27 protein-coding genes are annotated in these 24,586 nt (G+C 56.1%); 1 reads left to right on the top strand and 26 read right to left on the bottom strand.

What is annotated here, in order from left to right; translation table 11 throughout:
* Positions 1 to 279: 279 nt before the first annotated feature.
* From C1Y43_RS08650 to C1Y43_RS08560, 20 genes are all read right to left on the bottom strand, one after another.
* Entirely contained in the window at positions 280 to 1,041 is a 762-nt protein-coding gene (locus C1Y43_RS08650) for a TIGR03747 family integrating conjugative element membrane protein (RefSeq protein ID WP_104187939.1), read from the bottom strand.
* Positions 1,028 to 3,139, bottom strand: coding sequence for a type IV conjugative transfer system coupling protein TraD (traD, locus tag C1Y43_RS08645; RefSeq protein WP_104187937.1), 2,112 nt, complete (start codon positions 3,137 to 3,139; stop codon positions 1,028 to 1,030). Before traD ends, C1Y43_RS08650 begins: the two co-directional genes overlap by 14 nt.
* The gene (locus C1Y43_RS24245) at positions 3,136 to 3,264 is read right to left on the bottom strand and encodes a hypothetical protein (protein WP_255412135.1); all 129 of its coding nucleotides are present in this window, start codon (positions 3,262 to 3,264) and stop codon (positions 3,136 to 3,138) included. The genes traD and C1Y43_RS24245 overlap by 4 nt, the downstream gene beginning before the upstream one ends.
* Positions 3,265 to 3,277: 13 nt before the next feature.
* A complete protein-coding gene (locus C1Y43_RS08640) occupies positions 3,278 to 3,922 on the bottom strand; it encodes a restriction endonuclease (RefSeq protein WP_104187935.1) in 645 nt (214 codons plus the stop codon).
* Complete coding sequence (locus tag C1Y43_RS08635) at positions 3,922 to 4,449, bottom strand: integrating conjugative element protein (protein WP_104187933.1); 528 nt, start codon at positions 4,447 to 4,449, stop codon at positions 3,922 to 3,924. Before C1Y43_RS08635 ends, C1Y43_RS08640 begins: the two co-directional genes overlap by 1 nt.
* On the bottom strand, positions 4,446 to 5,057 hold the full coding sequence (locus C1Y43_RS08630; protein ID WP_104187931.1) for a transglycosylase SLT domain-containing protein: 612 nt from the start codon (positions 5,055 to 5,057) through the stop codon (positions 4,446 to 4,448). The genes C1Y43_RS08635 and C1Y43_RS08630 overlap by 4 nt, the downstream gene beginning before the upstream one ends.
* Positions 5,036 to 5,749, bottom strand: coding sequence for a TIGR03759 family integrating conjugative element protein (locus C1Y43_RS08625; protein ID WP_104188165.1), 714 nt, complete (start codon positions 5,747 to 5,749; stop codon positions 5,036 to 5,038). The genes C1Y43_RS08630 and C1Y43_RS08625 overlap by 22 nt, the downstream gene beginning before the upstream one ends.
* Before the next feature lie 17 nt (positions 5,750 to 5,766).
* Positions 5,767 to 6,465, bottom strand: coding sequence for a plasmid transfer protein (locus tag C1Y43_RS08620; RefSeq protein ID WP_346345189.1), 699 nt, complete (start codon positions 6,463 to 6,465; stop codon positions 5,767 to 5,769).
* 308 nt (positions 6,466 to 6,773) lie between these two features.
* Positions 6,774 to 7,379 carry a serine acetyltransferase gene (locus tag C1Y43_RS08615; RefSeq protein WP_104187927.1) on the bottom strand — a complete coding sequence of 202 codons (606 nt, stop codon included), beginning with the start codon at positions 7,377 to 7,379 and terminating at the stop codon, positions 6,774 to 6,776.
* A 149-nt stretch (positions 7,380 to 7,528) separates the two neighbouring features.
* A complete protein-coding gene (pilV, locus tag C1Y43_RS08610) occupies positions 7,529 to 8,842 on the bottom strand; it encodes a shufflon system plasmid conjugative transfer pilus tip adhesin PilV (RefSeq protein WP_369974306.1) in 1,314 nt (437 codons plus the stop codon).
* Between the two features lie 5 nt (positions 8,843 to 8,847).
* A complete protein-coding gene (locus C1Y43_RS08605; protein ID WP_104187926.1) occupies positions 8,848 to 9,516 on the bottom strand; it encodes a prepilin peptidase in 669 nt (222 codons plus the stop codon).
* Positions 9,513 to 9,992 carry a lytic transglycosylase domain-containing protein gene (locus tag C1Y43_RS08600; RefSeq protein WP_104187924.1) on the bottom strand — a complete coding sequence of 160 codons (480 nt, stop codon included), beginning with the start codon at positions 9,990 to 9,992 and terminating at the stop codon, positions 9,513 to 9,515. Before C1Y43_RS08600 ends, C1Y43_RS08605 begins: the two co-directional genes overlap by 4 nt.
* 4 nt (positions 9,993 to 9,996) lie before the next feature.
* Entirely contained in the window at positions 9,997 to 10,593 is a 597-nt protein-coding gene (locus C1Y43_RS08595; RefSeq protein WP_088515942.1) for a type 4 pilus major pilin, read from the bottom strand.
* Positions 10,594 to 10,602: 9 nt separating this feature from the next.
* Complete coding sequence (locus tag C1Y43_RS08590) at positions 10,603 to 11,718, bottom strand: type II secretion system F family protein (protein WP_104187923.1); 1,116 nt, start codon at positions 11,716 to 11,718, stop codon at positions 10,603 to 10,605.
* Positions 11,705 to 13,282, bottom strand: a complete 1,578-nt coding sequence (locus C1Y43_RS08585; protein WP_104187921.1) for a GspE/PulE family protein — start codon at positions 13,280 to 13,282, stop codon at positions 11,705 to 11,707. Before C1Y43_RS08585 ends, C1Y43_RS08590 begins: the two co-directional genes overlap by 14 nt.
* 7 nt (positions 13,283 to 13,289) lie before the next feature.
* Entirely contained in the window at positions 13,290 to 13,787 is a 498-nt protein-coding gene (gene pilP / locus C1Y43_RS08580; RefSeq protein WP_104187919.1) for a type IV pilus biogenesis protein PilP, read from the bottom strand.
* On the bottom strand, positions 13,774 to 15,054 hold the full coding sequence (gene pilO2 / locus C1Y43_RS08575; RefSeq protein WP_104187917.1) for a type 4b pilus protein PilO2: 1,281 nt from the start codon (positions 15,052 to 15,054) through the stop codon (positions 13,774 to 13,776). Before pilO2 ends, pilP begins: the two co-directional genes overlap by 14 nt.
* 3 nt (positions 15,055 to 15,057) lie before the next feature.
* On the bottom strand, positions 15,058 to 16,731 hold the full coding sequence (locus C1Y43_RS08570) for a PilN family type IVB pilus formation outer membrane protein (protein WP_104187916.1): 1,674 nt from the start codon (positions 16,729 to 16,731) through the stop codon (positions 15,058 to 15,060).
* A 19-nt stretch (positions 16,732 to 16,750) separates the two neighbouring features.
* Positions 16,751 to 17,194 carry a type IV pilus biogenesis protein PilM gene (gene pilM, locus C1Y43_RS08565; RefSeq protein ID WP_104187914.1) on the bottom strand — a complete coding sequence of 148 codons (444 nt, stop codon included), beginning with the start codon at positions 17,192 to 17,194 and terminating at the stop codon, positions 16,751 to 16,753.
* 1 nt (position 17,195) lies between these two features.
* Positions 17,196 to 18,494: a TcpQ domain-containing protein gene (locus C1Y43_RS08560; protein WP_104187912.1), complete on the bottom strand. Its 1,299-nt coding sequence runs from the start codon at positions 18,492 to 18,494 to the stop codon at positions 17,196 to 17,198.
* A 166-nt stretch (positions 18,495 to 18,660) separates the two neighbouring features.
* Here C1Y43_RS08560 and C1Y43_RS23930 point away from each other — a divergent pair, with 166 nt between their 5' ends.
* Entirely contained in the window at positions 18,661 to 19,002 is a 342-nt protein-coding gene (locus tag C1Y43_RS23930) for an FxLYD domain-containing protein (RefSeq protein WP_166718424.1), read from the top strand.
* A gap of 137 nt (positions 19,003 to 19,139) precedes the next feature.
* Here the strand turns inward: C1Y43_RS23930 and C1Y43_RS08550 are convergent, their stop codons facing one another.
* From C1Y43_RS08550 to C1Y43_RS23605, 6 genes are all read right to left on the bottom strand, one after another.
* Positions 19,140 to 19,571 carry a DUF29 domain-containing protein gene (locus tag C1Y43_RS08550; RefSeq protein WP_104187910.1) on the bottom strand — a complete coding sequence of 144 codons (432 nt, stop codon included), beginning with the start codon at positions 19,569 to 19,571 and terminating at the stop codon, positions 19,140 to 19,142.
* Positions 19,572 to 19,671: 100 nt separating this feature from the next.
* Entirely contained in the window at positions 19,672 to 20,220 is a 549-nt protein-coding gene (locus tag C1Y43_RS08545; RefSeq protein ID WP_104187908.1) for a single-stranded DNA-binding protein, read from the bottom strand.
* Between the two features lie 72 nt (positions 20,221 to 20,292).
* Entirely contained in the window at positions 20,293 to 20,784 is a 492-nt protein-coding gene (locus C1Y43_RS08540; protein ID WP_058770118.1) for an STY4534 family ICE replication protein, read from the bottom strand.
* A gap of 636 nt (positions 20,785 to 21,420) precedes the next feature.
* Complete coding sequence (locus C1Y43_RS08535; protein WP_104187906.1) at positions 21,421 to 23,433, bottom strand: DNA topoisomerase III; 2,013 nt, start codon at positions 23,431 to 23,433, stop codon at positions 21,421 to 21,423.
* Positions 23,434 to 23,450: 17 nt separating this feature from the next.
* Complete coding sequence (locus C1Y43_RS08530) at positions 23,451 to 24,173, bottom strand: PFL_4669 family integrating conjugative element protein (RefSeq protein ID WP_104187904.1); 723 nt, start codon at positions 24,171 to 24,173, stop codon at positions 23,451 to 23,453.
* Positions 24,174 to 24,260: 87 nt separating this feature from the next.
* The gene (locus C1Y43_RS23605) at positions 24,261 to 24,509 is read right to left on the bottom strand and encodes a hypothetical protein (protein ID WP_146068650.1); all 249 of its coding nucleotides are present in this window, start codon (positions 24,507 to 24,509) and stop codon (positions 24,261 to 24,263) included.
* Positions 24,510 to 24,586: the final 77 nt, after the last annotated feature.

The raw sequence follows: 24,586 nt of genomic DNA, 5'->3' as shown, positions 1-24,586 counted from the left end.
CAGGTGGGGCTCAGGAATGGTGACTTCACCAGCTCAGCCCTGTAGATTTACTTACTGGGCCTTATTTTAAAGCACTGACCAAATTCATAATTACTTGCCGGCTTTGAAAGACGTCTCAGATGCCTTACTCAATTAGCATCAGGATCTTGAACCCGACAAAAAAATTGCGTTGCCCTGGCAAGTTTCGATCTCTCGTGCCACTTAGACATCATAAAAAAAGCCCGCACCAGCTGCGGGCCCCCGGGGAGCATCCCGAAAATTGTACAACACGCGGTATCTTCAGAGGTATTTCTTGAATGACCCCGTTACCACCGCCAGAACGCCACCAACCAGCAGTGCTGAAGGCAGTAACAACAGATTTGGCCATACCGCCGTGGGCCATGCCAGGTAGAGCATGCAGGGGCCATACAGAGCGGGTTTAATAAAGCGCTTGGCGTGGTGATAGACAAAGCTTGATTCATAGCCGGCGCCGTATCGCCGTAAGTCACGCCTGACCAGCCCGTCCACCACGCCCATGATGACTACCAGCGCAAACAGCGGCAGGCTGAGAAAAAGGATCATTACCCGAATGAAGAAAATCAGCGTGACCCAGACTGTGGCCTGAAGGTACACACCCAGCCAGCTCACCAGTGAAGCACCCAGCCCATTGAGCGCCGGAATAAGCCCGCCGCCTTTTTTGCTCAGGGATTTAAATGACTGCAGCCAGCCGCTGAATCCGCTGTCCACGAACAGCCACTGCCACGCTACATGCACCCAGCGGCTGACCGTCTCAACCGGAGCGGCCATCAGCAGGCTGCGCGTATACCCCTCCGACAGCCAGTGACTTTCAGCCACCATCACCCGGTAGCTGTGGGCGGCGCCTTCCTCCGGCCACAGCACCGCTATACAGGCATATTCAATCAGCAGGCTGACGAGCAGTGATCCTAGCAGCACGCCGATAAGTCCCACAGGAAAATCCCACAGAATCATCCCAATCGGTCCTGACTGCCGCTGGCGTGCAGGGGCGCTTCGTTGTCTGCTGTCACCATCATGCTGGGACATCCGGACCTCCTGCCAACGGCATGTCACCACCCGTCCACCATGTCTCACCGGTGTGGTAGTTTTTTTCCATATTGTCAGCCAGTTGCTTCAGACTGGCTGGCATATGTGGATCGTCATTATCTGCCGGCAGCGGCATGCGTACTTTCCACAACCGCCCCCCTTCAAGTAACGCAAAGGCCTGACCCTTTGGCAGGTTGATGATATCTGCAGGGCTTATCATCGGGACTTTTACCAGACTCACCTGGTCATTAACGTTGCTGTTAAAGTCTGTTCCTTCCCCGGGACGGGAAACATCCGTGACGCCGGAAGTCAGTGTTTTCTGGTAAACGTCCACTTCAGGGAGTTGATCGGTGAGCAGCATGGCGGTGTTCTTCTCGCGCACGCGGAGCATGACGAGCGTGTTGAAGTTCCCCACCACCTGATTTGCTTTAGCCGTGCTGCCGATCCGTGCCTCGATATCTGACAGGGTCTGGGTATAAGCGGTCACCTGAAAGCCGGCACCGCCCCCTTTGTTGATGAGCGGAATGAACTCATCCCCCATCAGCTCGTTGAACTCATCGCAGTGCAGGTTGATGGCCACCTTTGCGGATTTACCTTCCTCCTCATCGCCAAGACCGAACTTGTAGATGTGACCGCCCTCAGAGACCAGATCGGCAAACATGCTGTTGCCAACGGCCGCGGCCACCACCGGATCAGAGAGCGCATCAAGGCCGACATACACCACGCCGCGTGACTTGATAATATTGTGCCAGTCCAGAATCGGGCGCGGATCGTCAAGGTCGGTGTAATCGGGCGCGAGAAGCGCAGCCGTTTTACCGGTGGTAAGTTTCTCCAGCAGCGGCAATAGGGAGGCCACAATTTTATCGAAGTAGGTGCGATCGTACTGGACTGCGCTGCGCAGACCATCAAGCACCGGGTCCCAGAGCTTTTTCCCCTCCGGGCTGCCCAGTACCTGCTCCGATACCCAGATTTTCGCGCCGTTAGGCCTGCCCTGAAGATGACGCGGCAGGTCCTTATCGCTGATCCCGCTCTGCATCATAGCTTCTGCGGTATTCAACAGCTGCGGCGCCTTTTCACTCAGCAGGTTATCCACGTAGGTTTCATACAGCTCACCGATATTGGTGACATAGCGGAGAATGAGGCCGTAATCCGGTCGCTGACCAAGGGCGACCAGCGCGCGCGTGATGATATTGACGAAGCGCCAGGCAAACTCCCGGAATGCGGCGGAATTACCTTCACCGGAGAGCTGTCCAGCCACGCGTGACGCCACCTCCGAAATACGGCTGAAGCGTCCGACGGCGTTGTACCGTGCGCTGATATCGGGCCAGCCAAGATGAAAGACCCAGAAATTATCCTGACGACCCGCGCGGTGCGACTCCGCATACATCCGGCGCAGCAAGTCAGCGTCCCCTTTGGGGTCAAACACGATGACCACTTCATGGTCGCCGGCGGCGTTTTTACGTCGGATATCCTGGGTGATGAGCAGCTCCGCCAGACGGGTCTTGCCCACGCGGGTGGTGCCAATAACGAGCATATGTCCGACGCGTTCGCCGAGATCGTAGGTCACCGTCGTCTCATCAGGCTCGACGCCGTGATAAATCGGGCTGCCGCCGACCGGCGGCAATGGTCGAAAAGGGTTTAGCGCCGTATCTGCACGGGTCAGCCGGCACAGCCAGGGGAGGCTGTATTCCATCCTTTTTTCCATTTCGCGTGCCATGCGGTAGAGCACGGAGGGCTGCACGTAGATTTCGCATTCAGGACGACGCGCCTCCATCAGTCGCTGGGTATGACGTGCCGACCACTGGAACCCTTTGCCCAGAAAAAGATGGCGCCGGCTGACCGGGATCTGATCGCTGGTCAGCACGTAACGGGGGAGACGACGGATATTCTGCCGGTAGCGCAAAATTTTCATGCCCTGACGGGTCCGCTTCAGGGCAATGACGCCGAAGCCGGCAGCCGTAACCCAGCTTACGGAAGGCGCTAGTGCCACCGCCCAGGGGGCGGTCAGGCATATGCAGGTCGCACTGGCCGCAACCGTAGCGGAATAGAGCTCTACCGCCGGGCGCAGCAGGGACTCCATGACATAACGATCGCTCATGAAAACTCCCTGCTGGTCTGCCAGCCAGAAGAGCCGGTAAGCTTTGCTGCAGCATTCATTTTGCGGTCAACCTCTGCCGCGCTTTGCAGCAGGTTGTCATTCTTACTCGCCATAAAACCAGACATTGTTATCTCCCTCTTAATCATGAACAGTTGTGGAAGAAGCGTGTTTTTCTGGGGGGGGTTGTCGCGGGGCCTGACAGTGTGACTGGGTGTACAGGTAGTCCATCCAGCGCCGATCGCCAGCCAGCAGCCACAGTAGCCGCTGGCCACTGATGAGGGTGATGCCGCTGTAATGTCGTAAGGCATCCCGGCTCACCTCACCTGTCCGGCCGGTATGAATAAACAGACCAGAGCAGCGTTCGCGCTCTGTCAGCAACCCGAATGCAGAAACGTGTGCCGCACTGATGGTTGCACTGTACCGCTTGGCCTGAATCAGAAAGCGGCGACCATTGATCCAGACGGTCCCATCGGCCCCCCCATCACCACTGTAACGGGCATTGCGCTGTATACGCAGCCCCTGCCGTGACAGCGCTGTCAGTAACATCTCTTCAAACACATACGGATTCATCTTGCGAAGCCAGCTTATCCGCGCCGGCTCGTCGCGCAGCCGGGACAGGCGAAGCAGCGCCCGGGCAGCCTGTTTCTGATAGCGACGATGACGGCGCTGGGTGACAGAACGGCGCGCTGATAACAGAAGGCTCAGTGCAGTCGCAAAAGCGATTAACAGGACAACCAGCCCGCGATGCTGGCTGAACAGCTCCGGGAAAAGGGTTGCCGGCATCACTGTGAAATTCCTGTTGCGGTGATCAGCGCCGGATAATGTGTCAGCGCCAGCCGGCGGGCCAGATCTCCGCCGCTGACAGGCACCATTTCAACCGTCGGGGCTATCTGACGCAGCGATTTCAGGCCGCTTTCATCCTGCACGTTGATAATCATGCCGGTTGCCTGCATACGCATTAGCTCAGCGGCATTATGCTTTAGCCAGCTGCGGGATGAGGGATCGTCACCCAGCACAAATACCGGTGGCATCCCCGGCAGGTTTACTGGTCTGGCAGTCACGGTGCCTGGGGACATTTCTGGTGTGCTGACGGGCAGCATATCGGAAATGGATAGCGACACAGGAGGCGGAGGAAGCGCTGTTGCTGCCGGATCGCCCGCAGGAGCCGCGTTAATTGCGTCGAAGAAAGGTGCGGTACTTTCACCGCCAAGATCCCCGACAACGGTGAGCGCTGCAAACGCACTGAAGGTTGCCATCAGCATGACAGGGACGAGCGTCACATGCAGGATATTACGGATTTGAATTTTCATTGAGGTTCAATCCAGGTAAGTGTTGAACGGGCAAGGGTGACAGGCTGCTCACTTCGGGAGGGCATATCGGCTGGCGCAATCTGGCTGAGCTTTCGGCGCACTATCGCCATATAGGTTGCGGCGTGCCGCCCGCCCGCAGGATGATGGTAGCAACCTGCAGCCTGCAGCCAGCTTCCGGGACGGGCGTCATAACAGGCCCGCAGAATACGGGCAGCAGCGCGAAGATTGGTGTAAGGGTCAAAAGCATCACGATAGGTGGCAAAGAAATGGCCATTCCATCCCAGATTCACCTGCGCCAGCCCGACATCGATATTTTTCAGTGGCCAGCGCTGCATGAATCCGAGCAACGCCGTGAAAGCTTCATCCCGGGTATCATAGTGATATCCCCTGCCTGCCACGTTGATGGTCCAGGGCCACGGCTTTGCTCCCCATGCGGTACTGCGCGTACTTTCAGCCATAGCGAGCGAGTACAGCGATTCAGCAGGTACCCGCTCGGCTGCAGCAATTTCACGGTAAGCATCCGGAATGACCTGGAGTGCCGGCGCACTGTGAGCTGCCGATGCCAGCAGCAGACCAGATGCAACCATCAGAACGCGGCGAGCTGCCATCCGTTTTCCCCCTGCTGCAGAATCACAGGCATCTGCCCCTGTCCGTAACGCAGCCACAGGCCGCCGTCGTGGTTAAGTGTTATCTGGCGACTGCGAACCTTTTCCACCGGAATGTTATGCCGGATAGCCCAGGCGCGGATGGCCTCATCGCTGTTTCCGCCGACCAGATAAATATCAACCGGGCGATCGTCTGCAAGAACAGCCGCAAGACGCGCATCGCAGCGGGAGCAGTTCTCTTTAACAAACAGTGCAAGCCGTCCCTGCGTATCGTGTGCTATCCCTGCAGCATTGCTGCCCATACTTACGGCCAGCGTCTCGGGATACAGGCGGAGCCAGGCGGCATTGATTTCGCGCTGGAAGGCCAGTTCTTTTTCAGTTCGCTGATATTCATGCCTGACCCAGAGCTCGGCCAGACGACGACGCTCAGCGCTGTTGCTGGTTTCCACACCCAGAGCAGTAAGAGGATCGAGACCGGGAGACATAATGCCGCGCTCGCCTCGCATGAGCGTCTGATAACGGCTCCAGTCGCTGTCAGAAAGTCCCCACTGCTGCGCCTGCTGCTGAGAACTCAGCGTGCCCGATGAGGACTCCTGCAGCGGGGATACGCTGCTCTGCGCTGACGGCGTCTGAACCGTTGCCGCATCTGAGAGAAATGACATCAGAATCAGCACGGCAGGTAAGCTTTTTTTAATCACTGATCTATCTCCGTTCATTCAATATTCAGCCGTTGCTGGCTGCCGTTAACCGTAAAGAGCGCGGTGCGACTTCCCTCTGTTGACCGGAGTGTCCATCCAAGCAGGGAATCACCTGGTGAAAGCAGGCGCATGGCGGATATCTGTGAAGCACCGCGCGGAATGACAACGGCGAAGGTCTGCCCGCCACGGCGTTCAATGCCGGTCAGCACAAACGGTGCAGCCAGCGTCACCGTGCGCCTGGCTGACCGGTTAATCTTTTTTGCAGGTGTCGCCGCGCGGGTTTTCGCTGCTTCAGTGGCAGTCCGGCTCTTCTCAGGATCAGCCGCTTTCTGCGCCAGCTGCCGGTTGAGCTCACTCAGTGCGGAGGATGACTGCTGAACATCGTGCTCCAGAGAACTTAAGCGCGTCTGCAGCTGAGCAACCACCTGGCCGTTGCTGCTGCCGGCATCCTGCAGCTGACTGACGGCGTTTTTCAGGCTGGCCTGTTCATCACCGGCCGACTGCAGTTCCGCAGGGAGTGAGGCTAAGGCGGCTGTCTGATGCTCAAGTGTTTTCAGGCGCGCTTCCATTGATGAGACATTGGAGGCAAGCTGACCAATCTGGCCGCTGCGAAACGCCGCATCGAGTGTGTTAACGCGTATAGTCAGGTCTGATACCTGACGCCCCATGACAACCAGCGCGATCAGGGAACCCGTCAGACTGACAGTAAGCAAAACGATGCTGCCACCTTTGATGATTTTTCGGTGGTTAAACGGAAGCCGGATTCGGGGCTTATCCGCAGCGACGGGCTGCGCCTCTGACTCTCCGGCCTGATGTTCAGGAGCGTCAGGGAGCAGTTCCTCGGGCGAGGCATGACTGAGTGACATACAGGGATTCCTTATGGCTGCACAGCAGAACGGCCATAAGGTGCAAAAATGCGCGTGGAAAGACGATGGTTAAATCTTCAACCGGTTACGAAAATTTAAATCTGACGATACCAGCTGAAGATTAACTTGAAAAAATACCGGACGATTAAGTCGGTCTAGTTATTAGAATGAATCAGTACTTGTGTGCTTTTTGGATTAAAAACTGTCGCATTATCTGGAATGTGTCTGTTCACAAATGTTCCAGCGCCAATAACAACATTGTTACCTATGTTTACATCACCAATAATCAATGCATGTGCGCCAAGATCGACATTATCCCCAATGATGGTTCTTCCTGATACGTCTCCATTGGTCTTCCTGCCAATGGTGACTCCGTGGCGTATATTAAGCCTGCTCCCGATTTTACATTCAGGTCGGATAACAATTCCGAAGCCATGATTTATTTTCATGCCGGGACCGATCTCTGCATTCAGAGCTATGTCGATTGAATACTTTCTGCATAACTTTCGGTTGATCTTCCTGGCACGCTTTCTCAACAGTTTATTGTCAGTCTGGTGGAAATATGAAGCCAGCCTCCACCAAAAATAAAAACGTTTATCCGGGCTGGTTAACAACCTGTGCATCACTCTAAGCCAGCTGAATTTTTTCTTACCTGCTCTGTTAATGACTTCAATTCGCAAGCATTCTTTGAGAAAGGCAAGTTGAGGCTTACCGGATTTTGAATCAATAAGTGTGTCTACTTTTGAGAGGGAAGGTCTCATTTCCATATTCGACTAAATGACCATATCAAACATTGTGGGCATGCCATTAATTTACTGCATTTGCGCATCGCCCACCACCACTTATCATCAACGAAATTACATACAAAAAATTTCACTTAAGTACCTATATAATGTGAGCCAATATTCCTTTAATAGTTCAGCATCACTTTTATACAGCTACAGTATCCTTGTGGTGACTGACCTGGTGAGATAACGGGGCAATTATCATCAGTTCTTGGCGTGTAACCAACATAATCGTCTGAACGTCCCTTATCAAATGATGTCCTGCGGCAATAATATCCCGGCACGCCAGAGGCATTTTTCTTCCACGTCCAATCCTGGCAGGAGAGTGTAGCGCCGCTCGAATCATGACTGATCGCGCCAATAATGCTGCAACCTGCACCTATCGAGTTGACCTGGTCCTGGTACAGTAGTCCGCCTGCAGACATGTCCCCCTCCGCCCGCACGCTTCCGCCACGAACCTGACCGCCGGTATAAATGTTTTTATTATTAACCGAGCGGACCCAGTCATTGTCAGACATATAAAACCCGCCGCCATATGTCTCGTTAAGCCAGCCTTTAGTGCCCCGCGTAATCATCCAGCCATTATTAGACCTGATATCGTTATTCGCGGTAATCGCATTGCCTGCAGTGACGTTAGCGCCTGCTGAGACGCCGGACCCTGCTGTGACGTTCTGGCCTGTCACGGTTCCGTTAGCAGTGACGTTGCCGCGTACAGTAACGTTATTGGTGAATGCACCGTTTACAGCGTTAACCGTAGCAGCATTGTTCAGGTTGTTTCCCCCCAGATCAATGCTGGTATGCATCGTGTTCAGGTCTGGCTTACCGGTAACGGAAAAACGATACAGACGATCGCTCTCACCCTGCGCGGCACCCAGTTCATCCGTGGTCAGCAGAACGGCGATATGGCCCTGCGTGGTGCTGACGCCAAATTGTGCGAGCGGCATGCTCCAGCTGCTCATCGCGCCGGTCGCGATCCCTGACGTCCAGATATAGCCCCCCATGCCAGAGGTGATATCCATTGATATCTGTCGCAGTGCCAGAAAGGGCAGTGCGGAACCGTTCTGTGTAAAAATCAGCCCCTGCAGCTGGTTCGTGTTAGTTGCATTCCGGACAAGCGCAGCACGATATACCTGGCCATCGATAGTGTTCTCACTGAAACCCTGCTCCAGAAAACCGGTGTTTTTCAACATGACCGGCGTCACGATAACAGGGGACGTTGTCGTGGCGCTGGAAAGCAGCGTATCGTAATAACGTCCCGTATAGCTTTTGACGGCCTGCGTAAAACGGGAAACCTGCGCAGCAGTGTTCATCCAGGTCCGCTTTTCCATCCAGTCAGTGATAAGTGAATATCCCCAGACGCTGACGAGTAAGAGAATAATCAGTGCGGCACCGGTGCTTATGATCGCCCAGCCCCTGTCGTTTTTTTCAGTCGATTTCACAGGCATCACCATGTAATGAGTGGATGATAAAGTTTGATAAGCGCGACCAGCATCGCGCCGGCGCACAGCCAGGGCCCCATAGGTCCTCCCTGCTGGACGCGGCGCACCAGAAGCTGCCAGAGCACAAATAAAAAGACGCCTGTGAGCAGTGCATAAAGACCCTCACAACCACCGAGCCAGGCCGCAACAGCGCCGGCCAGCCAGACGTCCCCAAGCCCCAGGCATTCACGCGCAGAGACTTTTCCAGTGACATAGCGCCATAGCCCGAATAACCCCAGCGCCGTCGCGGCAGAAAATGCATGCCCCCAGAATCCGGGGGCTGACAGAGCAGCAGCCAGACCTGCAATCAGGCAGCTCACCGTCATATAACGGGGCAGAAATCCGGTGAGCGCATCGATGAGCGTCATCCTGAAGAGAAAAAGGCTGAGCAACAGCGCCATCAGCCTTTCCAGAGCCGGCGCCGGCGACATTACGATGCAGGTTGCCGATGCCGCAAAAAGCCAGGTAATGCCGGCGGGGGCGGGATTTAAAAAAATGGCCAGCCATTCTTTTTCATCATTGGTGGTCAGATAGCTGAGGCGTACCAGGTTTGCCATAAAACAGAACAGGCACAAGCCAAGCGGAAAAATGATGATAAGCATTGGCCACGGCATGCTCAGCGTCAGCAGCGTCACAGTTTAATTCCCCGTTCTTTTATTAAAAGCTGGCGGTAAATGGCATATATGCGGTTGGCATAGGACTCGCGCGTTTCATGGCGGTCTTTTCTGAACCCGGCGTTATACGAGCCGAGACAGTTCCAGCTGTAGCCACAGACCTGAAAATGTCTGGCAAGTATCCAGGTGCCGATTTGTACATTAAGGCAGGGGCGCGTCAGCAAATCCTGTGGACCGCTGATGACCCCCTGCGCGATCAGCCCCGGAATATGTGAGGAATTGATCTGCATCAGCCCATAGTCCGTGCTAAGCGCCCGCCCGGTTTTTTTATCCCGGTTAATATTCGTTATTGCCGGCCGGAGGCTGCTCTCGCCCGTAGCGATGGCTTTAAGCAGGAGCGGATCGAGATGGTACTTCGCACCCGCTGCGTCAAAGCAAAACGCCCCCGCACGGGGGCAAAGCAATATCAGGAACAGAACCGTGGACAGGCGCAGCATGTCATCAGCCGTTATGCGTAAAGACGAGCGTGTTATTCCCGGTCATGCCGCTGTCAGCCGTGCAGGACTTTCCTGCCGCTTCCGCGCTGACAATGCCGTCGCTGAAATCCGTGCTGTTAATGCTGATTGCGCTGAATGCACCGCCGGAACCAAGCTGGGTGGCAATAGAGATGCAGTCTGCCTGCGGTACTTTCTGGGTCGTAACAGAAAATCCGTTGTTGAACCCGTTGGTCGCCACCGGTGCTATCACGACCTGGCCACCATAGCTGTTCCACATCGTCGCCGTGCCGGAGCTCGCCGTTCCCTGAATGGTCCAGCCGGCTTTCGGCGCGCCACCCTGCTGGATCAGGGTGCCGGTCATCGTGGTGCTGCTGGTAAAGTTGTACCCTCCCTGAGTCTGCTTAAGCTGCTGAGCATTGGTCACGATAAACTGGAGATTGGATACCTCCACGCCTACGGACTTTTTACCCCACAGGCTCCAGATCCATGCACCCACGATACAGATAACAACGATGGTGAGCAGTGCAATGGCGCCATGTTCCATAATGCCCCAGCCGCGATCGGGCTGGCGATGATGTTGCGGGAATGCCTTTGATGACATGATGTTTCCTTAATGTGTGCTGAAGGTGTTCATATCCTGAATCTGCATCACCATCAGCAGTATGAGTAAGAAGAAACTCATAATCAGGACGAGAGAAAAGAGCTTGGTGACGTTCGCGCGGCGGGCAACGCGCGCCAGCGCCTGCTCCAGCCAGCGATCGGCATAGTTGGTGATCAGCGATGCTGCGCTGTTGCCTTTATCGAGAAGAGAGAGGTAGTTCACCGCCTCACGGCTGGGGAAGTCATAACCGCTGTTGCGCATTGCGCGACCCAGAGAATCGCCCTCGCTCATGCAGTCCATTGCGCCCTCGATGCGCTCCTGCAGCCAGGGCGGAGCGAATCCGTTAAGGATCTGCAGCGACTTAAGCTCCTGCACGCCAGCACCCAGCAGCGCCCCGATATTCATCAGAAACACCGCCCCCTGCAGGTCTTTGTAAACCGACCAGGGCAAAAGGTAATCAGCGAAGCGACGCAGTCGCCCCCGCCATCGGGGCAGGGACCAGAACGCCAGCGTCACAAGTGCCGCGACCGCGCCGGCAGCAGTCAGTCCCCAGCGGCTGCTCCACTGCGCAACCCCATTCATAAATCCGAGTGCCCCAGTCCAGCCTGCCGGATCGGACATTTTGCTCAGGGTGGGGACCAGCGCCAGGTTGTTGGCCAGCAGCAACCCCGTCCCCAGCAATACCAGCACGATCGGGAATACTGAGGCGAATACCACCTGGCCGAGAATGCGACGACGGGCCACAATGAGTTTATCCGCCTGCATCAGGGCACCGGGAATATTGCCGGTTTCCATGCCGGCGCTGATAAGTGCGGCCTCTTCGTAAGGTGCCCAGGCGGCCAGCACGTCCTGCAGCGCGCGACCGGGGCGGTTATCGTTCACCCCTTCAAGACAGTCCTGAACCAGCTCGTGGTAAGGATGCCAGCGGCTGCCAAAGTCGGTGTGCACCTCGCCAATCATGGTCAGGGCCTCTTTGAGTTGTCTACGGTTTTCCAGCAGAAAGCGCAGGGTCTCGTAAAACGGCTGGCGGTACTGGCCGGTGAATGTTGCCCTGACCAGGCGGTAGCGCAGGTTTTCTGCTATCGACATATGCCTGTCAGGCGTGAAGCGATCAGCGGATGCCATCGGGTACCTCGCACTCCATTACCGAATCTTCATCCAGCGGACAGATAAGATCGCCTTCCAGCGGGTCAACACGCCCCTCAGCCAGGTATCTCATCAGGTGCATGCGGCGGGTAATACCGCCCTGATTCACCCAGTACTGACGGGCAACGGCCGGGCCGTGTAACAGCCAGAGCTGCATCAGGCGGGCATCGGTCCGTATTACTTCGGCAATGGCCGTGCGCCCGGTCACCCCCCGGCTGATGATGCGTCCGGTCAGCGGCACCGTTTTCTGACAGTGGGGACAGCCTTCGTGATTGCGGAAAAAGAGTTTGCTGGTATCGCAGAAGCCCTCAACAGTGCAGTACCGTTCAAGACGTTCCCGCGTATCAGCGTCCAGCTCAGGGGCTTTTTTCTCCCACGGCATCCGGCAGTGTTCGCACAGCAGCGGCACGAGACGCTGGCCTATTAAGCCGGTGATGAGTGCGGCATCTGCCAGAAGATGGCGATCAATACCGAAGTGCTCCATACGACGCAGGGAGCCAATGGGGCTCTGCGTGTGCAGGGTGGAGAACAGCGCGTGGCCGGTTTCACTGGCGTAAATGCCGGCGATAAGGGAGTGCAGGTCACGCATCTCGCCGTTCAGAATGGCATCCGGATCGAGACGCAGCGCGGAGGCATTGGCGTTAGTCCAGGCGCGACTGATGGCCTCCGGCGAGTTATCGGCAGGCATGACGGCCGTCTGTATGGCACCCGGAATCCGACCCTCAGGCGGATTTTCCAGCGTCAGCAGGCGCTTTTTACCGCCCGTCAGATCAAGCCAGATGTCACTGAACACGCGCAGCGTGGCGCTTTTGCCCGAGCCGGTTGGGCCGGTGAGCAGAACCATGCCTTCCGGAAGGCGAAGGATCTGCATAATGAGCTTTATCTGCTCCGGCAGAAAACCCAGCTGCGGCAGAGTCGGTATGTTGTCACCGTCGTCCGGAATAAGACGCATGACAACTATCAACCCGTCGGGCGTTGGACGATGCTCGTATCGCGCGCCATAAAGACCGGCGCGGCGGGCAAACTTTGCATCTATGCGCCCTGACTGCTCGCGACCGGCAAAAAATGACTGTTCGCGCACGTCGCACATGGAAAGATATGAGGTAGAGGCCAGCGTCATCCCCTCCACATCTTTCACTTCATCCACCACCTCCAGCTCGCCGTGAATACGCAGCTGGACGATGGAAATCCTGCGATCACTGCTGATTTCAATATGAATATCAGAGGCATTGAACTCGTGACCGAGCCTCATATAGTTAATGACCTTATCCTGCGATACGCTGATGTCGAGCTTGTCCAGATCGCCTTCGCTGACGCTCTGTGACAGGCTCAGGCCGCGCTGCTCTGCCACTTCACGCCGGCGGTTCAGCTCGCTCAGCGTCACAAACTCGGTTTTTGCCGTGGGATGCGTCCGGGTGACGTCCATCACCCAGCGTTGTATGGCCGCTTCTTTACGGCGGTTGCCGTCGATTAACAGTGTTACGCCACCGGTGGCATGCAGCTCGGCGAACACAAAATCCATTATCTCTTTATCAGGTGTCATCGTGGCCTCAGAAGGAGAGTTCAGAATTGTCGCTGAGGCGCACAAGCGTTGACGTTACCTCAGTGACGCGTTTAGCCGTGCCCGGGATTTGATCGCCTTTTACCACCTCCGTGACCCCGCCGTCAGGCAGGACAATGCGCGCGCGTAACTGATTACCCCGCCCGTAAATTTCCTGCAGGCGAACGCTGCCGGCGCGCTTCTCCGTGCCGGCAGACGCAGTCTGCTGAGAGCGGGCAGGCTGCGCCATAACCGGCATGGCCGGCTGGCTGGCGGTGGCCAGATAATTCCGGTCGGCACCCTGTCCGGACTGACTTTCCCGCAGCTGCTGCTCCAGCCGCGCCGTCTGCACTTTCTGCTCCAGAATCAGATTGCGGGCCTGCGCAGCTTCCAGCTCCCCGAGGGTGACATTCGGCGGCAGCAAATCGCCGGTAGCGGCCGCGGGCGCGGGTCCGCAGAGCAGAGCGGACAGAAGCAGCCCAGGCAGGGCGGGATTAATTCTGCGCATAGATGCTCCCCTTCATGGTGTAGTCGAACTGCCCCTGCGGGCTCATGGTGATCGAAAGGCTGCTGAGGCGAAGCCCCGTAGCATCAAAATCCTGCAGCAGTCGCTCGGGCTGCAGACGTGAGCTGACAGAAAAGTTAAATTCCCGCCAGTCCTGTACAGGAGTAATTTTTTCCTCACCCGGCGCGACCGGCGGCGGCTTCACCTCGGTAAATTTGACGTCGAGATTGCGGCGCTGCAGATGGGATATAAAGCGCATAAGCTGAGCATCAGCACCGGGCAGTGCTTCGTCAGTGAACCCGGTCGGGGGGGTATGGTTAAAGGGAATGAAAACATCACCGTTTTTACCGCCTTCCTGAAGATTAAAGACGGCTGAGTGACCGAACAGCTCGCGGGCGCGGCGGGAGAAATCCTCAACCGTTGCACCCGGAGTGGCAACAAAGCGCAGGCGCAGGCCCTCCGGGACGCATTCCCCGTCGGTAAAGCGCCAGCCGGCAACGGATGCGAATACGGGCTCACGCGTGAGCCAGCAGTTGCTTAGCAGCACTGAAACTGGAGGCAGTGAGGCCCACGGGTGCGGTGCGCGTGCGGGTTCAGCAGGCTGTTCTTTCGTCAATGCCATGCGGGCGCGAAACGCAGCCATTGCAGCGGCCTGTTCAGCCTTCTCTGATGCGGCATCGAACCAGTAAACGCCACAGGCCACCGCGAGGGTGACTGCGGCTGCCGGGATAATGACTGACAGGGCGGTCACGCGCTTATTAAGCCGGCAGCGTTTTATCTGCGCCCGGCTGAGCCTGTCAGTCAGTGTGCCGGCGTGCAGGTTGTCGTCTGCCATTGCTGCACAGCGTAAACGCGGCGAATCAGCATCATTAAAACGCAGGAAGTTTGCCGCCGACTGTTCAATGATGGCGCGGGAGCCGGTCACATCGCCCATGACGGATAACTGCCCGCCGATAGCCGCGAAAAAGACCCACGAATCCTCAGTGTGACTCAGGCGGTAAATACCCCAGGCATTTCCGCCCTCGGCCAGCAGGAATGCCACGGCCAGCGCGTGCTGGCTGCGGCGCACGCGCCCCGGAGAAACCAGACCGCGCATGGAAGCATTTCCTCTTCCGGCAGCGGCATAATGCGTATCAGGCGACGCTTTACTGCGAAACCGGGTACTTAACGCATTACGCTGCGGCTCCCAGTGCAGACCTGCCATCCAGTCCCGCCGCTGATGCGTCAAACGTATACCGGCCCGGAGGCTCATTTTTTTCAGTACTGACATGGTTTACCTCAGCAAAACAGGGGTGATCATGATGACGAGCGTCGTGCGGCCGCGGGAGCCTGTCTGGCCGCCGCCCAGAATGAAGTTGCCAGGCGTAAGGGTGCCCTGTTTGTCTGCAGAAAGGTTCTGCTGTTCCGAACCGGTCAATACCAGCGTCTGACCAGAGCGCAGATTTACCTTGCGGGCCAGCCCTTCGGTTGACGTTGTCGGCAGATCGTTACGGGTATTGCCGTCAGCGCTGACGAATTTCTCAATCTGCGGCGGGCTGGTATAGCTAAAAGCGAACTGGAGCTGCACGTCACCGTTTTCCTGAATGAACGGCAGCATGGTCATGAACAGGCCGGTGGTAATGGTCGTCGTTGTCATCGATGAGGTGACGCCCACGTTCGCCGTTGCGGTTGTGCTGGAACTGGACAGGATGCCTTTCTGGCTTGAAAGCTGATACGCCACCGGCGTCAGGTTGGCGGTAGGGTCAGTCTGGTTCAGTGCCATGCTGACATTACCCTGCTCGGAAAGGGCTTTGATAAGCAGGCTTGATCCGGAGAATTTAGCCGCATTACCTGTGGCCGTATCGAGGATTGAGATACCGGCGCTGGCAGCTGACGTAGAGGCATTGGCCATTGACCCTGTCAGGCTGGCGCCAAAGTTATGCAGAGATTTATAAACCAGCCCCCAGTCAAGGCCCAGCTGCTCGTTGCGTGTCTGGCTGACGCTGACAATCTGGATATTGAGCTGTACCTGACGGCTCAGAACCTTGTTCTGATACTCGATATAGCGACCGATGCGGTTAAGCACGTCAGGCGTATCCGTCACGCTCAGCGTGCCGGTGGCGGCCGAAAGCCAGAATCGCCCGGATTTCGGGGTCAGCATCTGCTCAACCGTTTTACGAATATCATCGTAAAGGTCGCTGTTCATGCCGTAATCAGTTTTCTGATTAGAGCTGATATCGCCCGTCGTCCCGCCGGTCGTCCCGCCGCCGCTGCCCAGCTGATTGCCTGAGCCGGAATTAATCGAGGCGCTGCTGTTCACCTTTGTATTCAGGATAACCAGCTGGAAAGTGCGGGTATCCTGAAGATAGAAGTACACGCCGCTGCTGTCACCTCGCCAGGACAGGCCGTATCCGCTGGCTTCAATATCAAGAAGATCGCGGACATCCCCCTGGAACTTAAGGCCACGCGCAATCATGGTGCTTTGCTGAACAGGCGCGGCCTGCCCTGCAGAAGCGCCGATCTGTGACAGCGGCACACGACCGTTATCATCGGGTGCCGGTAACGGACCGCTCATCGGGGAGGTGACCACACCTCCGGTTGTGACACTGCTGAGCGCTGCATAAGCATCGGGGGTGATCGACACCCGGATGCCACACAGCGCGGTGATGCGCTGACCCAGCTCCGGTAGTGAAATCCCTTCCGGCCGGTTAATCGTTATCTGACAGGGAGGTAGTTTTTTTTCATCCGGCGTGGACACGACCGGCGCAACCGGCTGCAGGTTCACCCAGGGTTTATCAGACCAGACAACGGTAGGCTGAGATAAGGCCTGGCGGCTCTGCAGCACCCGCTGTGCCGTTTCAGCCTGACCTGTGGCCTCCTTATCCATTTTGCTGATTTCACTCAGCGAACATGATGACAGCACAAACGCGGCGGCCAGCGCTGTCAGGCAGAAAGGTAAACGCGGCATCCGCAGCCCCCTGGTGTTGTTAGTTAAGGTAAACAATGCTGCCCTCCGATACGCCGGACGGCAGAGAGAGATTCATATCGGTGCCATCCGCCATGCGCAGACGGCCACCGCTGACGGTCAGGGCCAGCGCCGAGGTCATGGACCTCGCACGCAGCGCGGCAAAAACACCGTCAGTTTCAGGCACCCATATCCAGAGGCGACCCCCCTGGATAACGGTCTTAATGCGATTGTCCGGGAGCGGCACCATACCTGTCTGAGCAAGTGATACCGGACCATCAGCCACCGCTTTTCCGTAGCGCCAGTAATTTACCGCGTCCGCGGTGCGCAGCATGTCGCCGGCAAGCCGATCCGGCAGGGTCTGCTGCATTGAAAGCCGGATGTGTTCAGCAGAATGGCGCTGCGCATCACCCGCCATCAGCGAAATGACCAGGCAGAACACGAGTATGGGCAGCGCAAACCCCATCTCAGTGACCTCCTCCCGCTGGCGTATCGCTCACGGAAATCAGGCACTGAATACGATTGGCTTCAGCGAAAAGGGGTTTTTCGGCTTTGCGGTAGAGGTCAAAAACCTGAACCATGACCGACTCAAAGTTGCCGTGGAAAACCAGCGGCGCATCGATGCGGTAATCAAGCGTCACGGGCCAGATAACGACCCAGTTGCCGCCATTACTGCACTGTGCTTTCGAAGCCCAGCTGGTCAGCGTCTCTTTCAGGGTCGAACCCGGTTCCGCCCGCCAGGTCTGCCCGACGGGAAGCGCAGCAACTGGCGTACCCGGCGCATAAGAAGATGAGGCCTGGCTGCTGACGGGAGGCGCCGGCGGCAGCACTGTAACGGGGCGGACCGGTGCCGACGGTGAGGTGCCGTTCACTGTAGTCTGCAGCGCGGCCGCCGGGCGCGCTGCGGCAACAGGTGGTTTCTGCGACAGCGCTGTTCTTTGATCAGGTACATCAGTCGCAGCAGGGGATGACACCGGTTTGCTTTTTACCAGGGCCACCGAAGGGATTTTCTGTGGTGCCGACACGTTCGCCGCCGTCAGCACCGGAGACGGAACTGCGAGATTCTGCGGTTTAATCGACGTTTCCGGGGCGGTGGCCAGGGCATTGACGCTGATGGTGTCACCGGTAAAAGGGTTGCGTGAGACGGTATTGCCTTTTCCCGTCACCACCGGGGGCTGAACAGGCTGCGTCACAACCGGACGATTCACATTTGCAGCCTGTGACGCACGCGAGATCGGCACCGTCTGGGGGGTAGCAAAACTACGAAACTGGTCACGCAGCTCAAAGCAGATTTCACGGTTCACTTCATCCACCTTCAGGCGCCAGGCCGGACCGGCCAGCACCTGCAGGGCTTCGCTCAGTTTCACAGGACCGATATCGCGCTGCACGGCAGGAAGGGGGCGGCTAAGCAGTTCTGAAAATGCTGAAGAAGTGGCTGAGCATAGTGAATAGCCGGATTCCAGCAGTAGATAACGAAATCCTTCTCCCACTGAGTTAACCAGCTGAGCAGGCATAGTGATATCGATTATCTGATTAAGCGGATCGCGCTGCGCATCATCTGGGCGTGTGCTGAGGAGCGTGTAACGGTCGTAGCGCACCACTTCAGGGGAACGATTTCGGTAAATGTCATCGAAGCGGGCAGGCTGCTGATAACGGCCATTGATTAATGGCGCTGCGTCAGAGGCCGGGTTGCTGCAGCTGGCCAGCATGACAGAGCAGGCAAGCAGTCCGGCTCCCGTTGCCGCGCGTCTTGAAGGTACTGCCATCAGGATTCACCCCAGGAATAGTCTTAGTCAGGAGTGCTATTCTCGCGGTGGAGGAAAAACGGACAATGCGAAACTATGTCTGCGGATTAAAGAATTAAGTTTTGCAAACCGATAGAAGAAAAGTGGCAGTCAGTCACTTTATCAAAACAGTCAAAATGAGGATGACATGAAAAAAAGCATTAACGGTGTTTGCCTTTACTTAGCACTGGTCGCCGGAGCAACGGCTGCAGGCAACGATAACGTACAGTTAAGTGATCTGCATTTTCAGAGCACACAAAACGGATTACAAATAATTCAGGGGCTGGGCCAAAATACCAGTTCAAAGACCCTCGCAAATGTAATCATCAAAATCAACCTGCTTAAAGATGATGTGGTCATCGGTCAGGCGGGAGACTTTGTCAGTAACATCGAGCCTGGTCAGAAATTTGTTATTAATGCCAGCTTCAACAGCATTGAACTGCACCCTGACTCGTTCAAGGTTACAGAGGTAACGGCTTTACAGAAATAATCCCCTCCGGGGCAACCCCTTCGGTCCATAAAAGCAAGTTTTACGGACCGAAGGGGTTCTCGATTTTCCCGCTGTTTCAGGTTGCATTGGATAAAAAAAGCGCCCGAAGGCGCTTTCTTGTCTGGCATAGCGGTAACTCATTCAGGATAAAATTCCTGAGACAGAATTTGTCCCACATCCCAGATACAGTCCTCGGGAAAGACGTCAAGTTGCGTTTCCTGAGTTGCAGAAGATACAGCATCGGCCCATACAGCAGCTATCCAGTCACGATCAGAGAGCGCAGTTTTCAGGCTGGGTGTGCCTTTGATGTGTAATGCCAGTGCTTTTCTTTGTTCTTTGATGGTTCGCTGCCAGCTGGAACCTCGGCGGCCCGGCTGAAACTTCCATTTGAGAAGATGCGCCAGCAGAACGGCCATACGACTGGCAAGTTCCCGCTTCTCGCTTTTGCCCACGTCCTCGATCTCCTCGGCGATATTAGCAATATCAATCTCAGAGAACCGACCGGCACGCAGTAAAGCTGCCTGCTCCTGTGCCCAGGCAACAACATCAGCTTCGTATCGTGTGTTCATGGTAGATCTCCAGTGACATTCCTGATTAATGAACATCATTATAGAAGAAAAAAGCGCCAGACTGAACCGGCGCACTTTAGGTCATAATTATATGAATCCATTACGAAATGGCGTAAATGGCTTTCCGGCATATGCCATAACCGTGTCCGAGGAACGGTATGTCATCGTCAAAATCCATTGGTGGCTCATTCGCCGGATTCTGTGGCGCTGACTGAGGCTGCTGAGGTTGCTGAGGCTGGCCCCATGCACTCTGCTGACCTGACTGCGCATTGTTTCCACTGGTGTTGGTGCCATTGTTACGGCCTCCGCCCAGCATCTGCATCGTTCCGTTTATTCCCACAACGACTTCAGTAGTCCAGCGATCGGTGCCGCTGTTATCCGTCCATTTACGGGTGCGTAGCTGACCTTCGATATACACCTGTGACCCCTTACGAAGGTATTCACCGGCAACTTCAGCCAGCTTGCCAAACAGTACGACGCGATGCCATTCGGTAATTTCCCGGTTTTCACCGGTCTGTTTATCACGCCAGGTTTCAGAAGTGGCCAGGCTTAAGCCTGTCACCGCTTTGCCATCTGGCATGTAACGAACTTCAGGGTCCTGACCGAGATGACCGACCAGAATAACTTTGTTGACGCCGCGTGCGGACATAATGTTTTCCTCTCAGAAATGTGGGGTGAGAAACACGCCCACCGGAATGTTCCGGTGGTGTGTCCGTAACGCTTAGAACGAATTCGGATCGTACTCTTTCTGAGCCGATGAGCCGGATTCTGGCGTCTGGGAAGCATTGGGTGCCTGATAGACTACGTCCTGACCTTTCTTGATGAACTCCACCTTGATCAGGCGGGCCTTCAGGGAAGGACGGCTTTCACCGGCATGATCACCCGACTGAAGGGTAAACACATCGGCTTTGAGTCCGCTTAGCACGAAGCCAATCAGCACTTTTTCTTCTTCATCAACGGCTTTTTGACAGCGATTAATGAGTTTGGTGGTGTCCGCGCCAGCGACCGTAACATCGAAGCGGGTATAGGACGCATTATCAGTAGGGCCGGTCAGAGCATTAATAACGGCGCAGGTGAATTCGCCGTTGGGTCCCTGAACACGACGTATCGAATTGAGATATCCGATGCCGCTGACGTTGAGGTTGAAAAACTCTTTTTTCTGATTAGCAGAAGCAGAGCTGTTTGAAGCAGGGGTATTGGTAGTTGCAGTCATGATGTTTTCTCCGGAGTAAAAACTAAACAGATTGCGGAGAAACATCTGTCCCTTACGGGAAGTGTTTCCCGCAGGGATGTCAGCAAAATTTGCCGACTGGCTGAATTGGTGAAATGGACCTTAACCTGTATATCAGGTTCCTGTTTTCAAAGGTTAAACAGGTTTGAACCGCTCGAAAGCGCCATCTCTCAGGTTGTGATGGCATTGGCATGTGATTACCCGAAGGCGTTCCTCTCAAATCACCGGAACATTGGCAGTTGTCGGAACGACAACGATTAGCCACTTAATCATTCATTCAGACGCCGCGGATGTCAACGTTGCAGCGTGCAAAAAATCATCAGCACATAAAAATAAAAAAAGCGGCACCCTGCGGCACCGCCCTCTGAGGTCTGCACCATCGACCTGATGTTAATCTGCTTAAAGCAGTTGCTCCGCTGGCGTGTTCAGTTCCCGGCACGGGTTTCACGGAGTTTTCGTGCCTTACCGGCTCCCGTTCAGGTGTGGACGGGGCCGGTCAGACTGTATTCCGTCAGCATATGCATTAGATGCTGACGAAACCCGCAGTCACGGGGTGCGGCTTCAGAGCCGGTGCCACAATAGCAAAGCCCCTGACGGCCCGCAATCGGAGACGACGGATTAATTCTTCTTTGATTCAGCAGACTTAGGTTTCAGGGAACGCTTCTTTTTGCTGCCGCTGATGTTTATAACGCCTTTGCACCCAGGATAGCGCTGGCAGCTCCAGAACTCCCCCCTGTCCCCTTTGCGCAGGCGGGTTTTCCCTCCGCATATTGGGCAGGCAGGCGTGGGTGGAACCCGGATACGGACCTGCTGCTGAGCCCCCTGGCTGACCAGGTTACGCGTCCAGCCAGCCTGGCGCCGCAGAAAGTCGTCCAGCGACATACGGCCGGCGGCAACTTCATCCAGCGCCTGCTCCCAGAGCGCGGTCATGCCCGGCTCGGTCAGCTGGGGCGGCAGGGCATCGATCACGTCGGTTCCCAGTTCGGTCGCCATTATTTTGCTGCCTTTACGCACAATAAAACGCCGGTTCAGCAGCTGCTCAACGATGCCTGCCCGGGTAGCTTCGGTGCCCAGCCCCGCATTGTCTTTAAGCACCTTACGCAGCGCAACGTCCGTAACAAAAGCGGCCGCATTCATCATGGCGCCAATCAGGGTGGCAAACGTATAGTGTGCCGGCGGACGGGTCATCAGCTGCGCCACCTCAGCACCGGTCACCGCGCAGCGGTCACTACGGCTGAGCGGCGGCAGGGCAGCGTCTGCTTCATCGTCCACATCAACATCATTATCCCGGTCTTGTTCAAACAGGACCTTCCAGCCCTTTATCACCTCTGTTCGTCCGGTGCTGCGGAACAGCTGCCCGCCAATATCGAACTGCAGCCGGGTGATATCGGACTCATGTAGGTGCAGGAACTGCGCCAGGTAGTTACGGCGGATGAGCAGATAGACGTTACGTTCCGCCTCCGACAGCGCGGACAACTGAAACGCATTGCGCGTGGGGATAATGCCGTGGTGTGCCGTTATTTTTTTGTCGTTCCAGATGCGCGAGACAAATTCCCTGTCGAGGCCTGCCAGCACCGGTGCACATTCCGGATCGGTACGGCCAATGGCATCGAGCACACCGGAAATCTCTTCCCGCATGGATTCAGGCAGGTAACCGCAGTCGGTGCGGGGGTAAGTGGTTGCCTTGTGCTTTTCATACAGGCTCTGCGCGGTATCAAGCACCTGCTGGGGTGACATATCCCACATTCTGCCACAGGCCTGCTGCAGGGTGCCCAGCGAAAAAGCCAGCGGTGCGGCGGATTTTTCGCGCTTAGTGTCACATTCTGTCACCACTGCGTGCCCCGTCTGACGGCAGAGCTGAGCCACCTGCTGCGCGATGTTCTGGTGAACACAGCGCTTTTCTTCGTCGGTATACACCTTCGCCGGCACCCACTGCGCCGGAAAAGTGATGCCGCCGGCCGAAATAATCGCTTTAACCTGCCAGTAAGGCCTGGGCACGAAAGAGGCGATTTCCCGGTCCCGGCGAACAACCAGCGCCAGCGTCGGTGTCTGCACACGACCTACAGAGACAACGCCATCGAAGCCTGCCTCGGCTGCACGCAGGGTATAAAGACGGGAGAGGTTCATGCCTATCAGCCAGTCGGCCCGGGCTCGCCCGAGACCGGCGTGATACATCCCGAGCGTGGCGTGCCCGGGGCGAAGGTCCTTAAGTGCTGCGCGGATGCTGATTTCATCCAGAGCGGAGAGCCAGAGCCGCTGCACCGGGCCTTCCCAGCGGCAGTAATCCAGCAGCTCGCGCGCGATGACTTCACCCTCACGATCAGCATCAGTGGCAATCACCACGTCGTCAACCTGACGCAGCAGCCGCTCAATGACTTTAAACTGATCCTGCGTCTCCTTCTTAACAACGACCTGCCAGGGGGCCGGCAGGATGGGAAGCGCAGAGAGCGACCAGGGCTTACCATACTGCTGACCATAGGCCTCCGGCGGGGCGGTTTCCAGCAGGTGGCCTACAGCCCAGGTGACGGTGACGCCACTGCCTGACAGAAACCCATCGCCGCGACGGGTGGCGCCGACTACTTCTGCCAGGTCGCGCCCCTGAGAGGGCTTTTCACAGATATAAAGGCGCATAGCCACCCCCCTGTGAGTCAGACTGCCTGATAACGCATGCGCAGCAAATTTACGCTCGCTTCATTCACCGGCGGTGAAAAGGCTGAGCGCTTTTCGCCGAGCAGAACGGCACGATCGGGCTCACCTGCATCCTGGCAGGCCTTCTGCCAGACAGCATTGTTTTCTGCTGCATCCAGGCGTGTTGCATCCACCCTACGGTAAGATAAAACCGTCCCGTAAATCTGACGCAGCAGCCGTCCTCCTTCACTGAGATAACTGTCCCGGTCTTTTCGCGTGATCAGTCCATAATGCGATGCCTGAAGCACCTTTTTGGCAAATTGGTCAAATCCTACCAGCAGAAACACGCACCGGTATCCCAGCGGAGTACGCGTATAAACATGAATATCTAGTGGCTCTGCTGAAGAAACTTCCGTCAATGTTACGCCCTGTGGGAGCGCACTCATATCTTCATCCAGCTTACTGATAAGCCCGGACATCGTTTCAGATGCAGATTTCAGCTTTTCTTCCAGACGGTACATAGCTTCATCAGCCCAGGGATTGTTACTCAGCGAATCCTGGTTAATTTGTGTTGCGCGCGCGAAGAACTGAGGCATTCCGATAATGCCGTGTTTCGCAGGCGCGTCTCCCTCCGGCTTCTCCCGTTTGCGCCCCAGCCACAAACCAATTGCATAATTGGTATGGAGCGCAATTGTCATTTCAGACTGAAGAGAACCTGTCTTTGTTACCTGTTTATCTGCCATCGTTATCGTCACCTGTATTCAGTTAAGAAGAGCTGGCATAGTCCTGAATCAGATGTATTCCCAACAATGTGAAACTCATAATTACGGTTAAGAAATTAACGGCGGGTTAGATTTTGATTTGGTTGCGCCCCGCAACGCTGCTTGTTTTTTAGCCGCTGTTGCGCCCCGCAACGCTGCTTGTTTTTTAACCGCTGTTGCGCCCCGCAACACTGCTTGTTTTTTAGCCGCTGTTGCGCCCCGCAACACTGCTTGCTTTTTAGCCGCTGTTGCGCCCCGCAACACTGCTTGTTTTTTAACCGCTGTTGCGCCCCGCAACACTGCTTGCTTTTTAGCCACCGTTGCATCCCGAAATACTGCTCGTTTATTACCGCAGGGTAGATTGTGTCAGTTGCAAGTGTCTTACCGGATGGAGG

The organism is Pantoea sp. ICBG 828, assembly GCF_002928355.1.
Classification (GTDB): domain Bacteria; phylum Pseudomonadota; class Gammaproteobacteria; order Enterobacterales; family Enterobacteriaceae; genus Pantoea; species Pantoea dispersa.
Note: the sequence above shows the minus strand (reverse complement) of the source record. Positions and strands in the feature narration are given on the sequence as shown.

Coding starts and splice junctions, on each gene's coding strand:
- pilM (WP_104187914.1), bottom strand. CDS start 17,194: ATGGGGTTTGCGCTGCCCATACTCGTGTTCTGCCTGGTCATTTCGCTG.
- C1Y43_RS08600 (WP_104187924.1), bottom strand. CDS start 9,992: ATGCTGCGCCTGTCCACGGTTCTGTTCCTGATATTGCTTTGCCCCCGT.
- C1Y43_RS08640 (WP_104187935.1), bottom strand. CDS start 3,922: ATGCCGGCAACCCTTTTCCCGGAGCTGTTCAGCCAGCATCGCGGGCTG.
- C1Y43_RS08570 (WP_104187916.1), bottom strand. CDS start 16,731: ATGCCGCGTTTACCTTTCTGCCTGACAGCGCTGGCCGCCGCGTTTGTG.
- C1Y43_RS08545 (WP_104187908.1), bottom strand. CDS start 20,220: ATGTCCGCACGCGGCGTCAACAAAGTTATTCTGGTCGGTCATCTCGGT.
- pilO2 (WP_104187917.1), bottom strand. CDS start 15,054: ATGTCAGTACTGAAAAAAATGAGCCTCCGGGCCGGTATACGTTTGACG.
- C1Y43_RS08535 (WP_104187906.1), bottom strand. CDS start 23,433: ATGCGCCTTTATATCTGTGAAAAGCCCTCTCAGGGGCGCGACCTGGCA.
- C1Y43_RS08560 (WP_104187912.1), bottom strand. CDS start 18,494: ATGGCAGTACCTTCAAGACGCGCGGCAACGGGAGCCGGACTGCTTGCC.
- C1Y43_RS24245 (WP_255412135.1), bottom strand. CDS start 3,264: ATGTCTGGTTTTATGGCGAGTAAGAATGACAACCTGCTGCAAAGCGCG.
- C1Y43_RS08550 (WP_104187910.1), bottom strand. CDS start 19,571: ATGAACACACGATACGAAGCTGATGTTGTTGCCTGGGCACAGGAGCAG.
- C1Y43_RS08585 (WP_104187921.1), bottom strand. CDS start 13,282: ATGACACCTGATAAAGAGATAATGGATTTTGTGTTCGCCGAGCTGCAT.
- C1Y43_RS08650 (WP_104187939.1), bottom strand. CDS start 1,041: ATGTCCCAGCATGATGGTGACAGCAGACAACGAAGCGCCCCTGCACGC.
- C1Y43_RS08530 (WP_104187904.1), bottom strand. CDS start 24,173: ATGGCAGATAAACAGGTAACAAAGACAGGTTCTCTTCAGTCTGAAATG.
- traD (WP_104187937.1), bottom strand. CDS start 3,139: ATGAGCGATCGTTATGTCATGGAGTCCCTGCTGCGCCCGGCGGTAGAG.
- C1Y43_RS08590 (WP_104187923.1), bottom strand. CDS start 11,718: ATGGCATCCGCTGATCGCTTCACGCCTGACAGGCATATGTCGATAGCA.
- C1Y43_RS08635 (WP_104187933.1), bottom strand. CDS start 4,449: ATGAAAATTCAAATCCGTAATATCCTGCATGTGACGCTCGTCCCTGTC.
- pilP (WP_104187919.1), bottom strand. CDS start 13,787: ATGCGCAGAATTAATCCCGCCCTGCCTGGGCTGCTTCTGTCCGCTCTG.
- C1Y43_RS23930 (WP_166718424.1), top strand. CDS start 18,661: ATGAAAAAAAGCATTAACGGTGTTTGCCTTTACTTAGCACTGGTCGCC.
- C1Y43_RS08540 (WP_058770118.1), bottom strand. CDS start 20,784: ATGACTGCAACTACCAATACCCCTGCTTCAAACAGCTCTGCTTCTGCT.
- C1Y43_RS08615 (WP_104187927.1), bottom strand. CDS start 7,379: ATGAGACCTTCCCTCTCAAAAGTAGACACACTTATTGATTCAAAATCC.
- C1Y43_RS08630 (WP_104187931.1), bottom strand. CDS start 5,057: ATGGCAGCTCGCCGCGTTCTGATGGTTGCATCTGGTCTGCTGCTGGCA.
- C1Y43_RS08595 (WP_088515942.1), bottom strand. CDS start 10,593: ATGTCATCAAAGGCATTCCCGCAACATCATCGCCAGCCCGATCGCGGC.